Below are 15,673 nucleotides of genomic sequence, written 5' to 3' on the forward strand. Positions count from 1 at the left end.
GTCCTGTCCACGGAGCCCGTCGCGGCGCAGAATCGAGACCACCCCGTCGACCACAGGAGCCTCGTTGACCACACCACGCACCACTCCCGCCTCGCCGCGCGTCGTCGTGGGCATCGACGGATCAGCGCCGTCGGAGCAGGCCCTGCGGTGGGCCCGCTTCCTGGCCGACACCACCGGTGCCGGGGTGGAGGCAGTGGCGGTGTGGCGGGCGCCCTCCACCTACGGCTGGGCCGGCATCAGCCGACCGGAGATCACCCTGGGGTGGGACCCCGCGGCCGACGCACACCGACTCGTGGTGGAGACGGTGCAGAAGGTGTTCGGCACGCCCACCTTCCCCGGCCTGACCGTCACGGTGCGCGAGGGCAACACCGTCGAGGTTCTGCTGGAGCTGAGCGGCGAGGCCCAGGTGCTGGTGGTGGGCAGCCGGGGGCGGGGCGGGTTCAGTGGCATGCTGCTCGGCTCGGTCAGCGCCGCCTGCGCCGAGCACGCCACCTGCCCGGTGATGGTGGTGCACGGAACCACCCCGCCCCCGCCGCGTCCGTGAGCTGAGTGCCCATACGAGTCGCGGTGGCAGGTCAGACCCTCAGGCCGCCCAGTAGCCGAGCATGGGCTCGGTGCCGACCAGCTCTGAGCCCTGGTAGATAGTGAGCGCCGAAGAGGACAGCACGTAGCGACCGCCACCGTTGTCGGCGACGAACCCGTCTCCAGAGGGGACGGGATCGTCGATCTCGATGGCGGACAGGTCCCGCAGGCGCATCCCCTTGTAGTAGTAGCGGCCCGCCCCGGTGAGGCACACGACCACCTCCGAGCTCGGGGTGTAGCCGATGGCCACGGCTGGGTCGGAGGCGTTGCACCGCGCTCCCCGCTCGGCGAAGCCCTGTCGGTCCGCCCCGGCCAGCGTGGGCTCCCCCGTCGAGGGGGCAGTGCTCGTCGAGGGGGCAGTGCTCGTCGGCGCCGCCGTGCTGGTGAGGACCCGTCGGCTCGTCGGCGGTGGCGCGTAGGTGGTCGTGGCGTCCGAAGGTGCGGAGTACCTGGGCTGGGCGGCGTAGCTGGGTGCGGCCCCGCCGGTTGCACTGGAGTACTGCTGGTATGCCGACGAGGTGTCGTCGCTGGCGAACGGCGCGAGAACCACCAGCAGCACGGCGATGGCCACGGCCAGGACCGCCAGCTCCAGGTAGCCGATGATCAGCCCGGCCAGCGCCATGCCCTCGCCGCGCTCACCGGTCCGTCGGATCTGCCGGCGAGCGACGTGGCCGAAGATCACGGCGAAGGGTGCACCCGTGCCCGCTACCAGGCTGAGCACCAGCGACGCGATCGCCATGCCGTTGGTCGGCGGCAGTAGAACCACCGACGAGCCGTACGGGTCGGGCCGGTAGCGGCCGGATTCATCCCCCTGGTGCTCGGCTTCTCGGTGGTCGTCCGACTGGCGGTCGTCCAGGCGCGGATCACGGTCGTCGTTCATCAAGCCCCCCGGGTTCGCGGACCGCCCAGCCCCTCGTAGACACCTGAGTCAGCACCGCCGCGCCAGCCTAGAGCCCCGCTGGGCCGCGAGGGCGTTGGGGCACAAGCGAACACCCGGCGGCAGCACCGGGAGCCGCACCCCCGCCCCCTCGCTACAGTGACTCATGTCACTAGATACGGGAGGCAGCGATGCTCGAGATCCACGGATTCTGCGACGACCGGTTCGCCGGGCTGCGCTCAGCTTTGCAGGACAACGTCACCTCGGGGGCTGAGCTGGGCGCGTGCCTGGCGGTGACCATCGACGGCGAACCGGTGGTGGACCTGTGGGGCGGCTGGTCGGACACCGAGCAGACCGTGCCGTGGGAGCGCGACACCATCACCAACGTGTGGTCGTCGACCAAGACGGTGACCGCCCTGGCCGCCCTGGTGCTGGTCGAGCGGGGCGAGCTGGACGTCTACTCCCCCGTGGCGCGGTACTGGCCGGAGTTCGCCGCCAACGGCAAGCAGGACGTGCAGGTGCGCCACCTGCTCTCGCACACCTCCGGCGTCTCTGGGTGGGACGCGCCGTTCGCCATTGAGGAGATGTACGACGCCGAGGCGGCCGCGGCCCGCCTGGCCGGACAGGCGCCGTGGTGGGAGCCGGGCACCGCCTCCGGCTACCACGCGCTGAACTACGGCCACCTCGTCGGTGAGGTGGTGCGGCGCGTGACGGGACAGTCGCTGGGTCAGTTCGTGGCCACCGAGATCACCGGCCCGCTGGGCGCCGACCTGCACATCGGCCTGCCGGCGAGCGAGCTCGGCCGGGTCTCCGACGTGGTGCCCCCACCGCCGCTGGGCCTGGACTACAGCACCATCGACCCCAGCAGCGTGATGATCCGGACGTTCACCGGGCCGGTGGCCGACGCCCGCGCCAGCTGGACCGACGCGTGGCGCACGGCGGAGATCGGCGGCGCCAACGGCCACGGCAACGCCCGTGCGCTGGCGCGCATCCAGTCGGTGATCGCCTGCGGCGGCGAGGTGGACGGGGTGCGACTGCTCTCCCCCGCCACCATCAAGCTGATCTTCGACCAGCAGTCCGACGGCACCGACCTGGTGCTGCAGACGCCGCTGCGCTTCGGCATCGGCTTCGCCCTGCCGCACCCGACGTCGGTGCCCTTCGTGCCGGACGAGAAGGGCATCTGCTTCTGGGGCGGCTGGGGCGGGTCGCAGGTCGTCATCGACACCGAGCGCCGGATGGTGGTGTCCTACGTGATGAACAAGATGGGCGCGGGCCTGCTGGGATCGGACCGCAGCGCCCAGTACGTCTCGGCGGCGTTCGCGGCGGTGTGACCGCGGCGCGGCCGGAGCGGCTGCGGCTCGGAAGAAAGAAGGACGTGGTGGCCAGGGCCGGGATCGAACCGGCGACCCTCCGCTTTTCAGGCGGATGCTCGTACCAACTGAGCTACCTGGCCGGATGCGACCGGAGTCATCCGAACGCCTGGCGACCCTGACGGGACTCGAACCCGCGACCTCCGCCGTGACAGGGCGGCGCGCTAACCAACTGCGCTACAGGGCCATGCTTGTGGTGCTTGTACAACCTACCGTGCTCATCGAGAGTGTACTGCCGTACCCCCTACGGGATTCGAACCCGCGCTGCCGCCTTGAAAGGGCGGTGTCCTAGGCCGCTAAACGAAGGGGGCGCACTGGTTTCCCGGCTGGGCCACCAGCGGTGATTTCCACCGTCCAGCTTTCCGTTGGGGAGCGGAGGAAGCATAGGACACCTTCGGCGTGGTTCCCAAACCGGGTGGTCAGCGGCCTGCTGGCGAGCGTTTGCGCAGGTGGCTTGGCCCCGAACTTGCCGCGCGCCCGCCGATCGGGTGCGCTGGGTGACATGAGCGACACTTTTGACGTCATCGTGGTGGGCGCCGGGGCCATCGGGGAGAACGCCGCGGGGCGCGCCGTGCAGGGCGGGCTGTCGGTGGCGATGGTGGAAGCGCAGCTGATCGGCGGGGAGTGCTCCTACTGGGCGTGCATGCCCAGCAAGGCCCTCATCCGCACCCCGCAGGCGGTGCACGACGCGCGGGCCCTGCCCGGGGTGACCGCCTCGTTCGACCCGGCCGCGGTGCTGGCCCGGCGCAACCAGTTCACCCACGACTGGGACGACGCCAGCCAGCAGGAGTGGGCCGAGGGCGCCGGCATCACCGTCGTCCGCGGCACCGCGCGGCTCACCGGGCCCAAGGAGGTGCAGCTGGACGACGGCCGCCGGCTCACCGCCACCCAGGCCGTGGTGCTGGCCACCGGCAGCGTGCCGGCCGAGCCACCCATCGACGGCCTGGCGGACACCGAGCACTGGGGCTCGCGGGAGGCGACCTCGGCCCAGGCGGTGCCGGAGAGCCTGGTGGTGCTGGGCAGCGGGGTGGTGGGCTGCGAGCTGGCCCAGGCCTACGCCCGGCTCGGCTCGGCGGTGACCATGCTGGTGCGCGGTGACCGGGTGCTGCCCAAGGTGGAGCCGGCGGCCTCGGACCTGGTGCGCGCCGGCCTGGCGGCCGACGGCGTGGACCTGCGGTTCGGGGTGAACCTCACGCGGGTGCACCGCGACGACGACGGTCTGCTGCTCCACCTCGACGACGGCAGCGAGCTACGGGCCGAGCAGCTGTTGGTGGCCACCGGACGACGCCCGGCCACCGACGACGTCGGCGTGGAGACGGTGGGCCTCACCCCGGGCGAGACCCTGCACGTGGACGACAGCGGGCAGGTGCAGGGCGTGGACGGCGACTGGCTCTACGCCTGCGGCGACGTCACCGGCCGCGCACCGCTCACCCACCAGGGCAAGTACGACGCCCGCGTGGTGGGCGACGTGATCGCCGCCCGGGCCAAGGGGACGGTGGACGCCGCGCCGTGGAGCCGCTACGCCGCCACCGCCGACCACGCCGCGGTGCCGCAGGTGGTGTTCACCGACCCCGAGGTGGCCTACGTGGGCAGGACCGCCCAGGAGACCGAGCGGGCCGGCATCGCGCACGACGTGGTGGAGATCGACATCGCGGTGGGCGGGTCCTCGCTGTACGCCGACGGGTACACGGGCAAGGCGGTGATGGTGGTCGACCGCGAGCGCCAGGTGCTGCTGGGCGTGACGTTCGCCGGCCCGGGCGTCGCGGAGATGCTGCACGCGGCGACCATCGCGATCGTGGGCGAGGTGCCGCTGCACCGGCTGTGGCACGCCGTGCCGTCCTACCCCACGGTCAGCGAGGTGTGGCTGCGCCTGCTGGAGGCCTACGGCCTGTAGGGGCGTCTGCAAGTACGCCCCACCGGCCCGGCACCCGTCCGCAACCGCTACCAAGCCGGGCCGCCACCAAGCCCGGCCAGCCGCTACGACTCCAGCGCCTCCGCCACGGCGGGCCCGAGCACCTCGGCGGCCCGCCCGCGCACCACCAGGTCGGCGATGCCGTCCAGCGGGGTGGGCTCGTCGTTGATGATCACCAGCGCCGCGCCCGCCTTCACCCCCTGCACCGGCAGGTCCGCCGCCGGGAACACCTGCAGCGAGGAGCCCACCGCGATAACCAGGTCGGCGGCGCTCACCAGCTCCACCGCCTGCTGCACCACCCCCGGGAAGAGCATCTGCCCGAAGGACACCGTGGCCGACTTCACCAGGCCGCCGCAGACGGGGCAGTGCGGGTCCGGGTCGCCGGCCTCCACCTGCTCCTCGCCCCACGTGTACGGCGCGGTGAACCCGCAGCCGTCCGGCGTGCCGTCGCGCGGGGCGAGGCCGATGCACATCACCTCGCGAGCGGTCCCGTGCACCTCCACCACCGGCGAGCTGCCAGCCAGCTGGTGCAGACCGTCGATGTTCTGGGTGATGACGCCCGCGGCGTGGCCGGCCTCCTCCAGCTGGGCCAGTGCCCGGTGCGCGGCGTTGGGCTGGGCGTTGTGGGCGAAGAACTCCCGCCGCATGGCCCAGCTGTTGGCCCGCACCTGCGCGGAGGCGACGTACCGGTCGAAGGTGTACTCGCTGGGGTCGTAGCGGGTCCACACCCCGCCGGGTGAGCGGAAGTCCGGGATCCCGGACTCGGTGGAGATTCCGGCTCCGGTGAAGGCCACCGCGCGCCTGCTGGTGCGCAGCAGCTCGACCAGGCCCGGAGCGTCGTACCCAGGCATCGCTTGCATGGCTCAAGTGTCCCAGGCGGCGCTCGCGCGCCGGTGGTGGGCACACGCACGAGGGCCCCGGTGGCCGAGACCACCGGGGCCGCTGGAGGTGTTGATGGCTGGGCACCAGCCCGCCTACTCATGTGCCGAGTGAAGGCAGTGCGCTAGGCCGTCGAAGCGGCATGCTCAGCGCCACAAGGGGATGCGATACACGCGGGCGAGTGGGCAGCCATCGTCGTTGTCAACGTCGTCTGCTATGTCATCACCGTCCTCGTCATCGTCTCCTCCTGGGGGTGGTGACAGCTCACGTCACCACGTGGGTCGCAGCTCCCCCGCTCGAGGCGGAGACCGCTGCCTGCACTGGGCGCTCATCGTGGTGTCCCGCTGGCCGGACAGTCTCTGCGCGGCCAGGACGGCACCGGAGTGCTCGGGCGCTCGGTACAGCTGGTCGATCATCGTTGCTCGGGTGTGCATCGGGACTCCTGCGTCCGTGCCCGGGTGGCGAGCCAGCGAGCTCAGGCGTTGGTGAGCTGCTTGGCCTCGCCCTGGTCCGGGCTGATCACCTGGATCTTGCGTGGCTTGGCCTTCTCCGCGACCGGGATGGTCAGGCGCAGCACCCCGTCCCGGTAGACCGCCTCGATGCGGTCGGTGTCGAGGGTGTCGCCCAGGAAGAGCTGACGGCTGAAGACCCCCCGCGGGCGTTCAGCAGCCACCATCTCCCGGTCGGAGCTTCGAGCCGGGCGTTGCGCGTGCACCGTCAAGGTGTTGCGCTCCACGTCCAGGTCGATCGAGTCGGCCTGCACGCCAGGGAGGTCGAACTCCACGACGAAGGAGTCCCCCTCCCGCCAGGCGTCCATCGGCATCGCCGTCGGACGGGCAGCGGTGCCCATCACCTGCTGCGTCAGGCGGTCGAGCTCGCGGAACGGATCGGTTCGCATCAGCATCTTGCCTCCACCTCCAGTGTCCGGTTCTCGGTTCCGGTGTGCAAGTTATCTGCATCACCCGGCACAGGTTTTTTATAGCACCGCCCTCAGCGGCTAGGCAAGGGGGTACCGCTCCCCCTCCGCCGCGCGGCGAGCAGCCTCGCGGCCTACCTTCGCCAGCACTGGGGCGATGAGCCGGCCCAGCGCTTGCCCGGCAGGAGGGAGAAGCCGTGACCGTGGACCTGGCCCACGACGTGACCGGCCGCGCCGACGCCCCGGTGGTGGTGCTGCTGGGGTCGCTGGGCACCGACCGCACCGTGTGGGACCCCCAGCTGGGGCCGCTGGCCGAGCACCTGCGCGTGCTGCGGGTGGAGCTGCGCGGCAACGGCGCCTCGCCCGCCCCGGAGGGCCCGTACACGATGGCCGAGCTGGGGGGTGACGTGCTGGCGCTGCTGGACCGCCTGGAGCTGCCCCGCGCCCACCTGGTGGGGCTCTCGCTGGGCGGGATGGTGACGCAGTGGATCGCCGCGCACTCCCCCGAGCGAGTGCACACCCTGAGCCTGCTCAGCACCTCCGCGCACTTCGACGAGCCGCAGGCCTGGCGCCAGCGGGCGGCGACGGTGCGCCAGTCGGGCTGCGCGGAGCTGGCCCCGACCGTGGTGCAGCGGTGGTTCACTCCCGAGCTGGCCCAGCGCGACCCCGCGCTGGTGCGGCGCTACGTGGCGATGGTCGGCGCGACCGATCCGCAGGGCTACGCCGGCTGCGCCGAGGCGATCGCCGGCTGGGACGGGCGCGCCGACCTCGGCCGGATCACCGCCCGCACCCTGGTGGTGGCCGGGGCGGACGACCACGCGACGCCGCCGTCGCACCTGGAGACCATCGCCGACGGGGTGGCCGACGCGCACCTGCACGTGCTGACCCGCGCCGCGCACCTGTGCAGCGTGGAGCAGGCCGGCGCGGTCACCCAGCTGCTGCTGGACCAGCTGGTCGGCGAGCACGCCGGCCGGGCCCAGGCGCACGCGGTGGGGCTGCGGGTGCGGCGCGAGGTGCTGGGCGCTGCCCAGGTGGACTCCGCGATGGAGGCCACCACGGAGTTCAGCGCGCCGTTCCAGGACTTCCTCACCCGGGTGGCCTGGGGCGACGTCTGGCACCGCCCGGGCCTGAGCCGGGCCACCCGCTCGGCCGTCACCCTGGCCGCGCTCACCGCGCTGGGCAGCGAGGCAGGAGCTGGCCGTGCACGTGCGGGCGGCGCTGCGCAACGGGCTGTCCTCGGAGGAGATTGCCGAGGTGCTGCTGCAGACGGCCGTCTACGCCGGACTGCCCCGTGGCAACCGCGCCTTCGCGGTAGCACAGAATGTGATCACCGCTACTGCCGGCTGATCCACGGTGCCTGTGCGTACCGGTGTGGCGCCCGCGCAGCGGAAGTGCGAAAGTAGCCGTAACACCGTGAGCCCGCTCACAGTCCGATGAGGAGCGTACTTAGTGCCTTGGCTCCATTCTGGGCGGATTGACGCTCCCCGTCGCCGCGCGCCCCAAGCGGTCCTCGCCCTGCTCGCGTCCCTGCTGGTGCTGGTGGGCGTGGCCAGCCCCGCCGCCGCCCAGCCCGACCCCACGCCGCCGCCCAACCCGGGCGACGGCCAGCTCAACGAGGCCGCCGAGGCCGCGCAGCGCAAGGCCGACGAGCTCACTCGCCTGGCGGGGCAGCTGACCTCCGCGCAGACGCAGCTGGTGGAGCTGCACAACCAGCTGGCGCTGACGATGGAGACCGCCAACAAGGCGCTGGTGGACCACACCGCCGCCCAGCAGGCAGCGACGTCGGCGGCCACCGCGGCCACCGTGTCCGGGCTGTCGGTGCTGCTGGCCAAGGCGTCCCTGGACGACGCCAACGCCCGGGCCGCTCGATTCGCCCTGGGCAGCTTTCAGCAGGGCAGCACCATCAGCTCGTTCAGCGCCTACATGGCGGCCAACAGCCCCGACGAGCTGCTCGACCGGGTGGCCCTGCTCAACGCCGTGGGCGGCAGCCAGCTCGAGGTGATGAAGGGCCTGGACGCCGCCCGCCAGTCCACCGCCGACGCCGACGCGCGAGCGGTGGCCAGCAAGGCCCAGGCCGACACCGCCGCGGCCGATGCCGGCAGGGCCAAGCAGACCGCCGACGCCGCCATGCAGCAGGCCAGCAAGGCCCAGGCCAGCCAGCTGGCGCGGGCCAAGCAACTGGAGAGCCAGGCGGCACGGGCGCAGTACGACCTGCAGGTGGCGGCGGACACCGCCAACGGCCTGCAGCGGCAGCGGGCCAGCTTCGAGCAGTGGGACGCCCAGCGCCGCGCCCAGCAGGCCGCCGCCGACCGCCAGGCGGCCGAGCAGGCCCGGCAGGCGATCGCCAGCATCAACGGCTCGCTGGAGAGCGTCCCGGCCACCCCGGCGGCGCAGGCTGTGATCCGCCGGGCCGCCACCCAGCTGGGCCAGCCGTACTCCTGGGGCGGCGGTAGCTACACCGGCCCCACGGTGGGCATCCGCGACGGCGGGGTGGCCGACACCTTCGGCGACTACGCCAAGGTGGGCTTCGACTGCTCCGGGCTGATGATGTACGCCTTTGCCGCGGTGGGCATCCAGCTGCCGCACTACTCCGGCTACCAGTACCAGTCGGGCCGGCAGGTGCCGCTGGCGGAGATGCAGCCCGGCGATATGGTCTTCTACGGCCCGTCCGGCATCCACCACGTGGCGCTGTACATCGGGGCGGGCAAGATGATCGAGGCGCCCGAGTCGGGCAAGTTCGTGACGGTGTCGAACGTGCGCACCGACGGTTTGGTGCCCTACGCCGTGCGGATGACCTGAGCAGTCCGGCTGACCTGAACCCGCACCTGCAGCGCGGCGGTGGGCTTCGCTAGGCTTCCCAGGGCGATCGGCCCTGCTGGGCTGGACGTCTCGGGCCTCTAGCTCAGTTGGTAGAGCTACGGACTTTTAATCCGCAGGTCGTCGGTTCGAGCCCGACGGGGCCCACCACGAGACAACCGCGCGACACCGCTCATGCGGCGACGACTCGTTGCCCGCTCACCTTGCTGCGGGGCAGGCGGCCGGCGCGGGAGTGGCCGGTCATGGTGCCGTCGGCGACCAGCACGTCGAAGTCGAGGTTCAGCCGCATCGGCTTGGTGATGCTCTGTCGCCAGGTGACCTGGTGGCCGCCTCCCCCGCCAGCCTTCACCTCGATGTCGGACAGCGGGACGGTCTCGGCCGCACCGGTGGCCGTGCCGCGCAGGCCGTCGCCGGCCCGCTCGAAGAGGTACTGGACCTTGAGCGTGCCGATGGGGGTCTTCAGCGCGAGGTCCCAGGTGCCGAGCACAGCGTCGTCGTGCACAGGTTTCTCCTTCGGGTGGCAGGGGTCAGAACGGGGTGGGCTCACGGTGCCCGGGGCGCCACACGATGCCGCGGCGCTCGTGCTCGAACATCTCCTCCACCGCGTGCGCGACGGCGGGCCCGTGCTCGCGGTCGAGCAGGTGCAGGGCCAGGTCCAGCCCGGAGGTGACGCCCCCGCAGGTGACCAGGTCGCCGTCGTCGACCACGCGGGCGCGAACAGCGTTGACCCCGGTCGCCTCCAGCACGTCCATGCCGAGGTGGTGCGTCACGGCGTGGCGACCCTCGATCAGGCCGGCCATCGCCAGTGCGAGCGCGCCACCGCACACCCCGGCGACCGTCACCGCAGGGTTGTCCAGCGCGCGGCGCAGCAGCTCGGCGGCGGCGCTGCCGGCGAACCGCGCGAGCAGGACGGGGATCGTCTCAGCGCCGTCGTCGGGGTCGCCCTCCACGGGCCCGGAGGCGCCGGGGACGACGACGTAGCCGGGGAGCTCGGGGTCGAGCGTGGCCGTCGCGGTGAACACCAGGCCGTGGGTGCCCGAGACCACCGGTCGCGGCCCCTCGGCCGACACCAGCTCAACGGTCAGCTCGCCGCCGACTGCGTCGCTACCGGCCGCCAGCACCTCGAACGGAGCGATGACATCAAGCGGGTCGAACCCGTCGAACAAGACGATCTGGGCGGACAGTGGCAAGGGGACTCCTCAGGATCGGCACCGTGTCCCCGCACTCTTGCAACGGGGAGGGTCCGCGAACAGTGGCCGTGTTGCCAGCTACCAACGAAATCTGGCCACCTCCCTCTGGGCGCCTTCTCGGCCGCACCTCCGTTGACGACCTGGCTAGCATCAGACGGTGCACACCGTCGTGGTCCTGGCTCTGCCCGACGTGATCGCCTTCGATCTGGCCACCCCGGTCGAAGTGTTCGGCCACGCTCGACTGCCCGACGGACGACCCGCCTACCGGGTCGTCGTCTGCGCGGAGCAGCCGACCGTGCAGGCGGGGCCGCTGCGCATCAGCGTTGACGCAGGGCTGGAGGCGCTCGCGCGGGCCGACACGATCGTGGTGCCGGGCCGCAACCGCCTCGACGCTCCGGCCAGCCCCGCGGTGCTCGACGCGCTGCGGTCCGGGGCCGGGCGCGGCACCCGCATCGCGTCCATCTGCGTCGGCGCGTTCACCCTGGCCGAGGCCGGGCTGCTCGACGGGCAGCGCGCGACGACCCACTGGCGCGCCGCCGAGATGCTGGCTCGCTCGTATCCGCAGGTCTCGGTGGACGCCGACGTGCTCTACGTCGACAACGGGGGCGTGCTCACCTCGGCCGGAGCCGCCGCCGGCCTGGACCTCTGCCTGCACATGGTGCGACGCGACCACGGCACCGCGGTCGCCGCCCACGTCTCCCGGGTCTCGGTCGCACCCCTGCACCGCAGCGGCGGACAAGCACAGTTCATCGTCCGCAACCCGCCGTCGTACCAGGTCGCCTCGCTGGAGGACGTGCTGGCCTGGATCGAGGAGAACGCCCACCGGGAGCTGACGCTGGCCGACCTCGCCGCTGCCGCGCACACCAGCGGGCGCACGCTCAACCGGCGCTTCCACGCGGAGACGGGCCAGAGCCCGATGGAGTGGCTCACCGGAGTGCGCATCCGCCACGCCCAGGAGCTGCTGGAGACCACCGACCACGGCGTCGAGCGCATCGCCCAGCAGGTCGGCTTCGCCAGCCCCAGCAGCTTCCGCACCCACTTCCGTCGGCTCGCGGGCACCAGCCCCAAGGAGTACCGCGCCACGTTCACCGGACGCGTGCGCCCCGAAGCCGAGGCAGAGCAGGCCGGGCTCAGGGCGTGAGCAGCGCCTTGATGGCCCGGCGCTCGTCCATCGCGCGGTATCCCTCGGCGGCCTCCTCCAGCGGCAGGGTGAGGTCGAAGACCTTGCCGGGGTCGATCTTGCGGTCCCAGATCAGCTGCACCAGCTCTGGCAGGTACCGGCGCACCGGGGCCGGGCCGCCGTGCAGGTGCACGCCGGAGAAGAACAGCTCCTGGCCGGGCAGCGCCACGTCGTGCGACACCCCGACGTAGCCGACGTGCCCGCCGGCCCGGGCGGAGCGGATGGCCTGCATCATCGACTCCTGGGTGCCCACCGCCTCGATCACGCTGTGCGCGCCGAGGCCTTCGGTCAGCTCCTTGACCTTGGCCACGCCCGCGTCGCCGCGCTCCTCCACGATGGTCGTCGCGCCGAAGTCCCGGGCCAGGGCCTGCCGGTCGGCGTGGCGGGACATGGCGATGATGTGCTCCGCGCCCAGCTGCCGGGCGGCGAGCACGCCGAGCAGGCCGACCGCCCCGTCCCCGACCACCACCACCGTCTTGCCCGGCCCCGCCGCGGCGGCGTCGGCGCCGAACCAGCCGGTGCCGAGGACGTCGGAGGCGGCGAGCAGCGACGGCACCAGCTCGGGGTCGGGCTGGCCCGGGGTGGTCACCAGGGTGCCGTCGGCGAGCGGGATGCGGGCCCGCTCGGCCTGCGTCCCGATACCGCCCATGCCCACCCTCTGCACGCAGTGCGACTGGTAGCCCGCCCGGCAGATCTCGCAGGTGTTGTCGGAGGCGAAGAAGGAGCCGACCACGAAGTCGCCCACCTGCAGCGTGCGCACCTCCGGCCCGATCTCCTCCACCACGCCGACGTACTCGTGTCCCATGGGGGCGTCCTCGACCGACTCGATGCCGCGGTAGGGCCACAGGTCCGACCCGCACACACAGGTCGCGGTGACCCGGATGATCGCGTCGGTGGGTTCGATGATCCGCGGGTCCTCGCGCTCCTCGACCCGGACGTCACCGGGGGCGTGCATCACGACTCCACGCATGGGGCCACTCCTCACTCTCGCGGGCTCTCGCCCCATTGAACGCCCGCCGGTGGTGCCCCGCAGACGTCAGCGGGGCCCGGACGGTCATGATGGCGCGGTGACGAGCACGCGCACCGTGGCAATCCTGGCCTTCAACGACATGGAGGTCCTCGACTACGCCGGGCCCTACGAGGTCTTCAACGTGGCCGGCGAGCTGAGCGACCCCGCCGAGTTCTCGGTGATCTCGGTCGGACTCACCGGCGCGGTCGCTACCGGACGCGGTGGCTTCACGGTGCAACCCGACCACGGCTTGGACGACTGCCCGCCCGCCGACCTGCTGGTGGTGCCCGGCGGCGCCGGTGCCCGCAAGCTCCAGTCCGACGACCGGCTGCTGGCCTGGCTGCGCGACCGGGCGGCCGAGGTCGAGATGCTGCTCTCCGTCTGCACCGGGTCGCTCGTGCTGGCCTCGGCTGGCCTGCTGCACCGGCGACGGGCGACCACGCACCACACGGCGTACGCCGAGCTTGCCGACCTCGACCCGACCGTGCAGGTCGAGCGCGGGCCGCGGTTCGTGCGCAGCGCGGACCGGCTGTGGACCTCCGCCGGGATCTCCGCCGGCATCGACCTGTCGCTGCGGGTCGTCCGCGAGCTCGCCGGGGCGCGGATCCACGACAACGTGGTCGCCGAGATGGAGTGGGGCTGGGGGTCCTGAGCGTCGCCGGAGTGGTTACCGGCGCCGGGTGAAGCCGCCCCGGAGCTCTGCCGCTGAACGCCCGCACACGCCAGCGGCCGGCCTCTCCGCGAGGAGAGACCGGCCGCTGAGGGGACTTGCTGGTTACGCGCCCATGTCCACGATGGCCGCGACGGGGCCGCCGCCCTCGGGGCCCTGGTGGGCCGCGGAGACGGAGACGAACACCGCGGGGTCACCGGTGACCGCGGCGGTCACGCCACCGACGCACGCCTTGATCTGGCGGTGCCAGTGCACGTCGGAGTCGTCGAGCATCGCGTTGCGGCGGCCGCGCACGGTGCCGTCCTGGCTCGCCTCGCACTTGAGGAACACGTTGACGAGCTTGCCGTCGAGGTCGCTGGTGCGCGGCCGCTCGGGCAGGTCTAGGCCGGCGTCACGGATGGCGTCCCAGATGCCGTCGGAGTCCAGCGCGTCGTTCATGACGCTGTGGCCCACCCGGTAGCGCCCACCGACACCGCGGGCGTTGCCCACCACGACGATCTGCGCGCGGTCGAGCTCCACGCCCGAGGAGCACGAGGCCACCGCGGAGTACAGCTCGCGGTTGTGCATGACGTCCTCGTCGGTCGGCATGTCGATCTCGCCGAGCGCGACGGCGATGCCCAGCGCGGTGCCGCCGTTGGACAGGTCCATCGACTCGTGGGTCTGCTCGGTCCACACCGTCTTGCCGCGGCTCTTGGCGTCGCGGATGGTGTGGATGGTCAGCAGCGGGGTCTTGGTCTGCACGTAGTGCACGTCGGCGGGGTCGCTGATGCCAGCCTGGGCCATCGCGTCCTTCACGGCAGTCGCGACCTTGGTGATCATCGCGGTGCGGCCGATGTCCTCGGGCAGCAGCTCCTCGCTCATCGCCACACCCACGGTCAGGCGGGGCTCGTCGGTCTGCGGGGCCTTCTCCGCCGGGACCGTGGCGAAGATGGTGGCGTGCGGGCTGATCACGCCGTCGGTGCCACCGGACCAGACGATGGGGATGTCGCCCACCTCGGTCGCGCTGCGGGTGCCCTTGGCCGCGATGACCTCGCGGAAGGCGCGGTCGGCGATGATGCGGGTGTAGTCGTTGACGCCACCGTTGCCCTCGGTCTTGCCGATCACCGCGATCACGCGGTCGGCCTCCAGGACACCGTCGTCGATGAGCTTGGCCAGCTCGCTCGCGTCGGAGACGTTGTGCAGCGGAACCTTGCGGACCTCAATTGCTTCGGGCACTGAGCTCTCCTCGGGGTTGGTGGATGTGGCGTTGATGGGTGTGGCGTTGGTGAGTGGAGCGGCCGGGGTCAGGGGGTCACGATCGTTCCTGCGGTCCCCGCCAGCGCACCGGCGATGTTGTGCAGGGAGGTGATGACCGAGCGCCCGCCTGCCTCGGCGAAGCGGCAGGCAGCATCGACCTTGGGGCCCATGCTGCCGCCGGCGAAGTGCCCGGCAGCGGCCAGGTCGCGCAGCTCGGCCGCGGTGATCGCACCGATGGGGCGCGCGTCGGGCGTGCCCCAGCCGATGATCGCGGCGTCGACGTCGGTGGCGATGACGAGCACGTCCACCGCCAGCTGGTCGGCGAGCACCGCGGCGGTGAGGTCCTTGTCGATCACGGCCTCCACGCCGCAGAGCTCACCGTCGGCACTGCGGACCACGGGGACCCCGCCACCACCGGCGCAGACCACCACCTGCCCGGCATCGAGCAGGGCGGTCACCGTGGCCGACTCCAGGCACTCCAGCGGCTCCGGGGAGGCGACCATGCGCCGCCAGCCCCGCTCACCGCGGTCCTCCCAGACCTGGCCGTGGTCGATCATCACCTTGGCCTCGGCCTCGGGGAGGTAGCGGCCGACGGGCTTGCTGGGCTCGGCGAAGTGCGGGTCGTCGCCGGAGACCAGGGTGCGCGAGACCAGCACCGCCGAGCGCGCCGAGCACTCGCGCTGGGCCAGGGCCTGGTCGAGCGCGTTGAGCACCAGCACGCCGATGGTGGCCTGGGTCTGCGCCCCGCACCAGTCCAGCGGCACCGGCGGCACCACCGCGGCGGCGATCTCGTTCTTCACCAGGAGGTTGCCCACCTGCGGGCCGTTGCCGTGCGTGAGCACCACCTCGGCACCGTCGGCCACCAGGTCGGCCACCGCGGCCATGGCCGAGACCACGGCCGCCCGCTGGTCGTCCGGGTCGGCACGGCCGTCGGGCGCGGTCATGGCGTTGCCGCCCAGCGCAATCAGTACTCTCACCTTGGCCACGCTAGCCACGGACCGTTGCCCAGGGCATCGGCAATGGTTGCCCAAACAA

The 15,673-nt window shown here is 72.3% G+C and carries 14 protein-coding genes, 4 tRNA genes and 1 pseudogene; 8 read left to right on the top strand and 11 right to left on the bottom strand.

Features of this window, described 5'->3' with window-relative positions; all coding sequences use genetic code 11:
* The first annotated feature begins 64 nt into the window (after positions 1-64).
* Complete coding sequence (locus tag ELX43_RS14930) at positions 65-544, top strand: universal stress protein (RefSeq protein WP_127784107.1); 480 nt, start codon at positions 65-67, stop codon at positions 542-544.
* Between the two features lie 39 nt (positions 545-583).
* On the opposite strand, the gene ELX43_RS14935 is transcribed toward ELX43_RS14930, so the two are convergent.
* Positions 584-1,462, bottom strand: coding sequence for a DUF4190 domain-containing protein (locus ELX43_RS14935; RefSeq protein WP_127784108.1), 879 nt, complete (start codon positions 1,460-1,462; stop codon positions 584-586).
* 188 nt (positions 1,463-1,650) lie between these two features.
* Here ELX43_RS14935 and ELX43_RS14940 point away from each other — a divergent pair, with 188 nt between their 5' ends.
* On the top strand, positions 1,651-2,790 hold the full coding sequence (locus tag ELX43_RS14940; protein WP_127784109.1) for a serine hydrolase domain-containing protein: 1,140 nt from the start codon (positions 1,651-1,653) through the stop codon (positions 2,788-2,790).
* A gap of 45 nt (positions 2,791-2,835) precedes the next feature.
* On the opposite strand, the gene ELX43_RS14945 is transcribed toward ELX43_RS14940, so the two are convergent.
* From ELX43_RS14945 to ELX43_RS14955, 3 genes are all read right to left on the bottom strand, one after another.
* Positions 2,836-2,912, bottom strand: a tRNA-Phe gene (locus ELX43_RS14945).
* A gap of 27 nt (positions 2,913-2,939) precedes the next feature.
* A tRNA-Asp gene (locus tag ELX43_RS14950) sits at positions 2,940-3,016 on the bottom strand.
* Positions 3,017-3,067: 51 nt separating this feature from the next.
* Positions 3,068-3,140, bottom strand: a tRNA-Glu gene (locus ELX43_RS14955).
* Positions 3,141-3,331: 191 nt separating this feature from the next.
* On the opposite strand from ELX43_RS14955, the gene ELX43_RS14960 reads away from it, so the two are divergent.
* On the top strand, positions 3,332-4,723 hold the full coding sequence (locus ELX43_RS14960) for an NAD(P)/FAD-dependent oxidoreductase (protein ID WP_127784110.1): 1,392 nt from the start codon (positions 3,332-3,334) through the stop codon (positions 4,721-4,723).
* A gap of 83 nt (positions 4,724-4,806) precedes the next feature.
* On the opposite strand, the gene ELX43_RS14965 is transcribed toward ELX43_RS14960, so the two are convergent.
* Both ELX43_RS14965 and ELX43_RS14970 read right to left on the bottom strand, forming a co-directional pair.
* Complete coding sequence (locus ELX43_RS14965) at positions 4,807-5,601, bottom strand: Sir2 family NAD-dependent protein deacetylase (RefSeq protein WP_241249124.1); 795 nt, start codon at positions 5,599-5,601, stop codon at positions 4,807-4,809.
* A gap of 494 nt (positions 5,602-6,095) precedes the next feature.
* On the bottom strand, positions 6,096-6,524 hold the full coding sequence (locus tag ELX43_RS14970; RefSeq protein ID WP_127784111.1) for an HSP20 family small heat-shock protein: 429 nt from the start codon (positions 6,522-6,524) through the stop codon (positions 6,096-6,098).
* A 209-nt stretch (positions 6,525-6,733) separates the two neighbouring features.
* Here ELX43_RS14970 and pcaD point away from each other — a divergent pair.
* From pcaD to ELX43_RS14985, 3 genes and pseudogenes are all read left to right on the top strand, one after another.
* Positions 6,734-7,883: pseudogene (gene pcaD, locus ELX43_RS14975) on the top strand (3-oxoadipate enol-lactonase).
* Between the two features lie 102 nt (positions 7,884-7,985).
* Complete coding sequence (locus ELX43_RS17810) at positions 7,986-9,335, top strand: NlpC/P60 family protein (protein WP_241249132.1); 1,350 nt, start codon at positions 7,986-7,988, stop codon at positions 9,333-9,335.
* Between the two features lie 92 nt (positions 9,336-9,427).
* Positions 9,428-9,503 (top strand) — tRNA-Lys (locus tag ELX43_RS14985).
* A gap of 22 nt (positions 9,504-9,525) precedes the next feature.
* Here the strand turns inward: ELX43_RS14985 and ELX43_RS14990 are convergent.
* Positions 9,526-9,855 (bottom strand): hypothetical protein, encoded by a 330-nt coding sequence (locus tag ELX43_RS14990; protein WP_127784112.1) that lies wholly within the window; start codon positions 9,853-9,855, stop codon positions 9,526-9,528.
* A gap of 25 nt (positions 9,856-9,880) precedes the next feature.
* Entirely contained in the window at positions 9,881-10,537 is a 657-nt protein-coding gene (locus tag ELX43_RS14995) for a DJ-1/PfpI family protein (RefSeq protein ID WP_127784947.1), read from the bottom strand.
* 163 nt (positions 10,538-10,700) lie between these two features.
* On the opposite strand from ELX43_RS14995, the gene ELX43_RS15000 reads away from it, so the two are divergent.
* Positions 10,701-11,684, top strand: coding sequence for a helix-turn-helix domain-containing protein (locus ELX43_RS15000; protein ID WP_127784113.1), 984 nt, complete (start codon positions 10,701-10,703; stop codon positions 11,682-11,684).
* Here ELX43_RS15000 and ELX43_RS15005 read toward each other — a convergent pair.
* On the bottom strand, positions 11,674-12,693 hold the full coding sequence (locus tag ELX43_RS15005; RefSeq protein ID WP_127784114.1) for a zinc-dependent alcohol dehydrogenase family protein: 1,020 nt from the start codon (positions 12,691-12,693) through the stop codon (positions 11,674-11,676). The two genes, ELX43_RS15000 and ELX43_RS15005, sit on opposite strands and share 11 nt — an antisense overlap.
* A 97-nt stretch (positions 12,694-12,790) precedes the next feature.
* Here ELX43_RS15005 and ELX43_RS15010 point away from each other — a divergent pair, with 97 nt between their 5' ends.
* Positions 12,791-13,384, top strand: coding sequence for a DJ-1/PfpI family protein (locus tag ELX43_RS15010; protein WP_206518032.1), 594 nt, complete (start codon positions 12,791-12,793; stop codon positions 13,382-13,384).
* Positions 13,385-13,507: 123 nt separating this feature from the next.
* Here the strand turns inward: ELX43_RS15010 and ELX43_RS15015 are convergent, their stop codons facing one another.
* Positions 13,508-14,617, bottom strand: coding sequence for a ring-opening amidohydrolase (locus ELX43_RS15015; RefSeq protein ID WP_127784115.1), 1,110 nt, complete (start codon positions 14,615-14,617; stop codon positions 13,508-13,510).
* A 68-nt stretch (positions 14,618-14,685) separates the two neighbouring features.
* On the bottom strand, positions 14,686-15,615 hold the full coding sequence (locus tag ELX43_RS15020; RefSeq protein ID WP_127784116.1) for a carbamate kinase: 930 nt from the start codon (positions 15,613-15,615) through the stop codon (positions 14,686-14,688).
* Between the last annotated feature and the right edge of the window lie 58 nt (positions 15,616-15,673).

It is taken from the genome of Rhodococcus sp. X156 (assembly GCF_004006015.1).
GTDB lineage: Bacteria > Actinomycetota > Actinomycetes > Mycobacteriales > Mycobacteriaceae > X156.

Coding starts and splice junctions, on each gene's coding strand:
- ELX43_RS14935 (WP_127784108.1), bottom strand. CDS start 1,462: ATGAACGACGACCGTGATCCGCGCCTGGACGACCGCCAGTCGGACGAC.
- ELX43_RS14940 (WP_127784109.1), top strand. CDS start 1,651: ATGCTCGAGATCCACGGATTCTGCGACGACCGGTTCGCCGGGCTGCGC.
- ELX43_RS14960 (WP_127784110.1), top strand. CDS start 3,332: ATGAGCGACACTTTTGACGTCATCGTGGTGGGCGCCGGGGCCATCGGG.
- ELX43_RS14965 (WP_241249124.1), bottom strand. CDS start 5,601: ATGCAAGCGATGCCTGGGTACGACGCTCCGGGCCTGGTCGAGCTGCTG.
- ELX43_RS14970 (WP_127784111.1), bottom strand. CDS start 6,524: ATGCTGATGCGAACCGATCCGTTCCGCGAGCTCGACCGCCTGACGCAG.
- ELX43_RS15005 (WP_127784114.1), bottom strand. CDS start 12,693: ATGCGTGGAGTCGTGATGCACGCCCCCGGTGACGTCCGGGTCGAGGAG.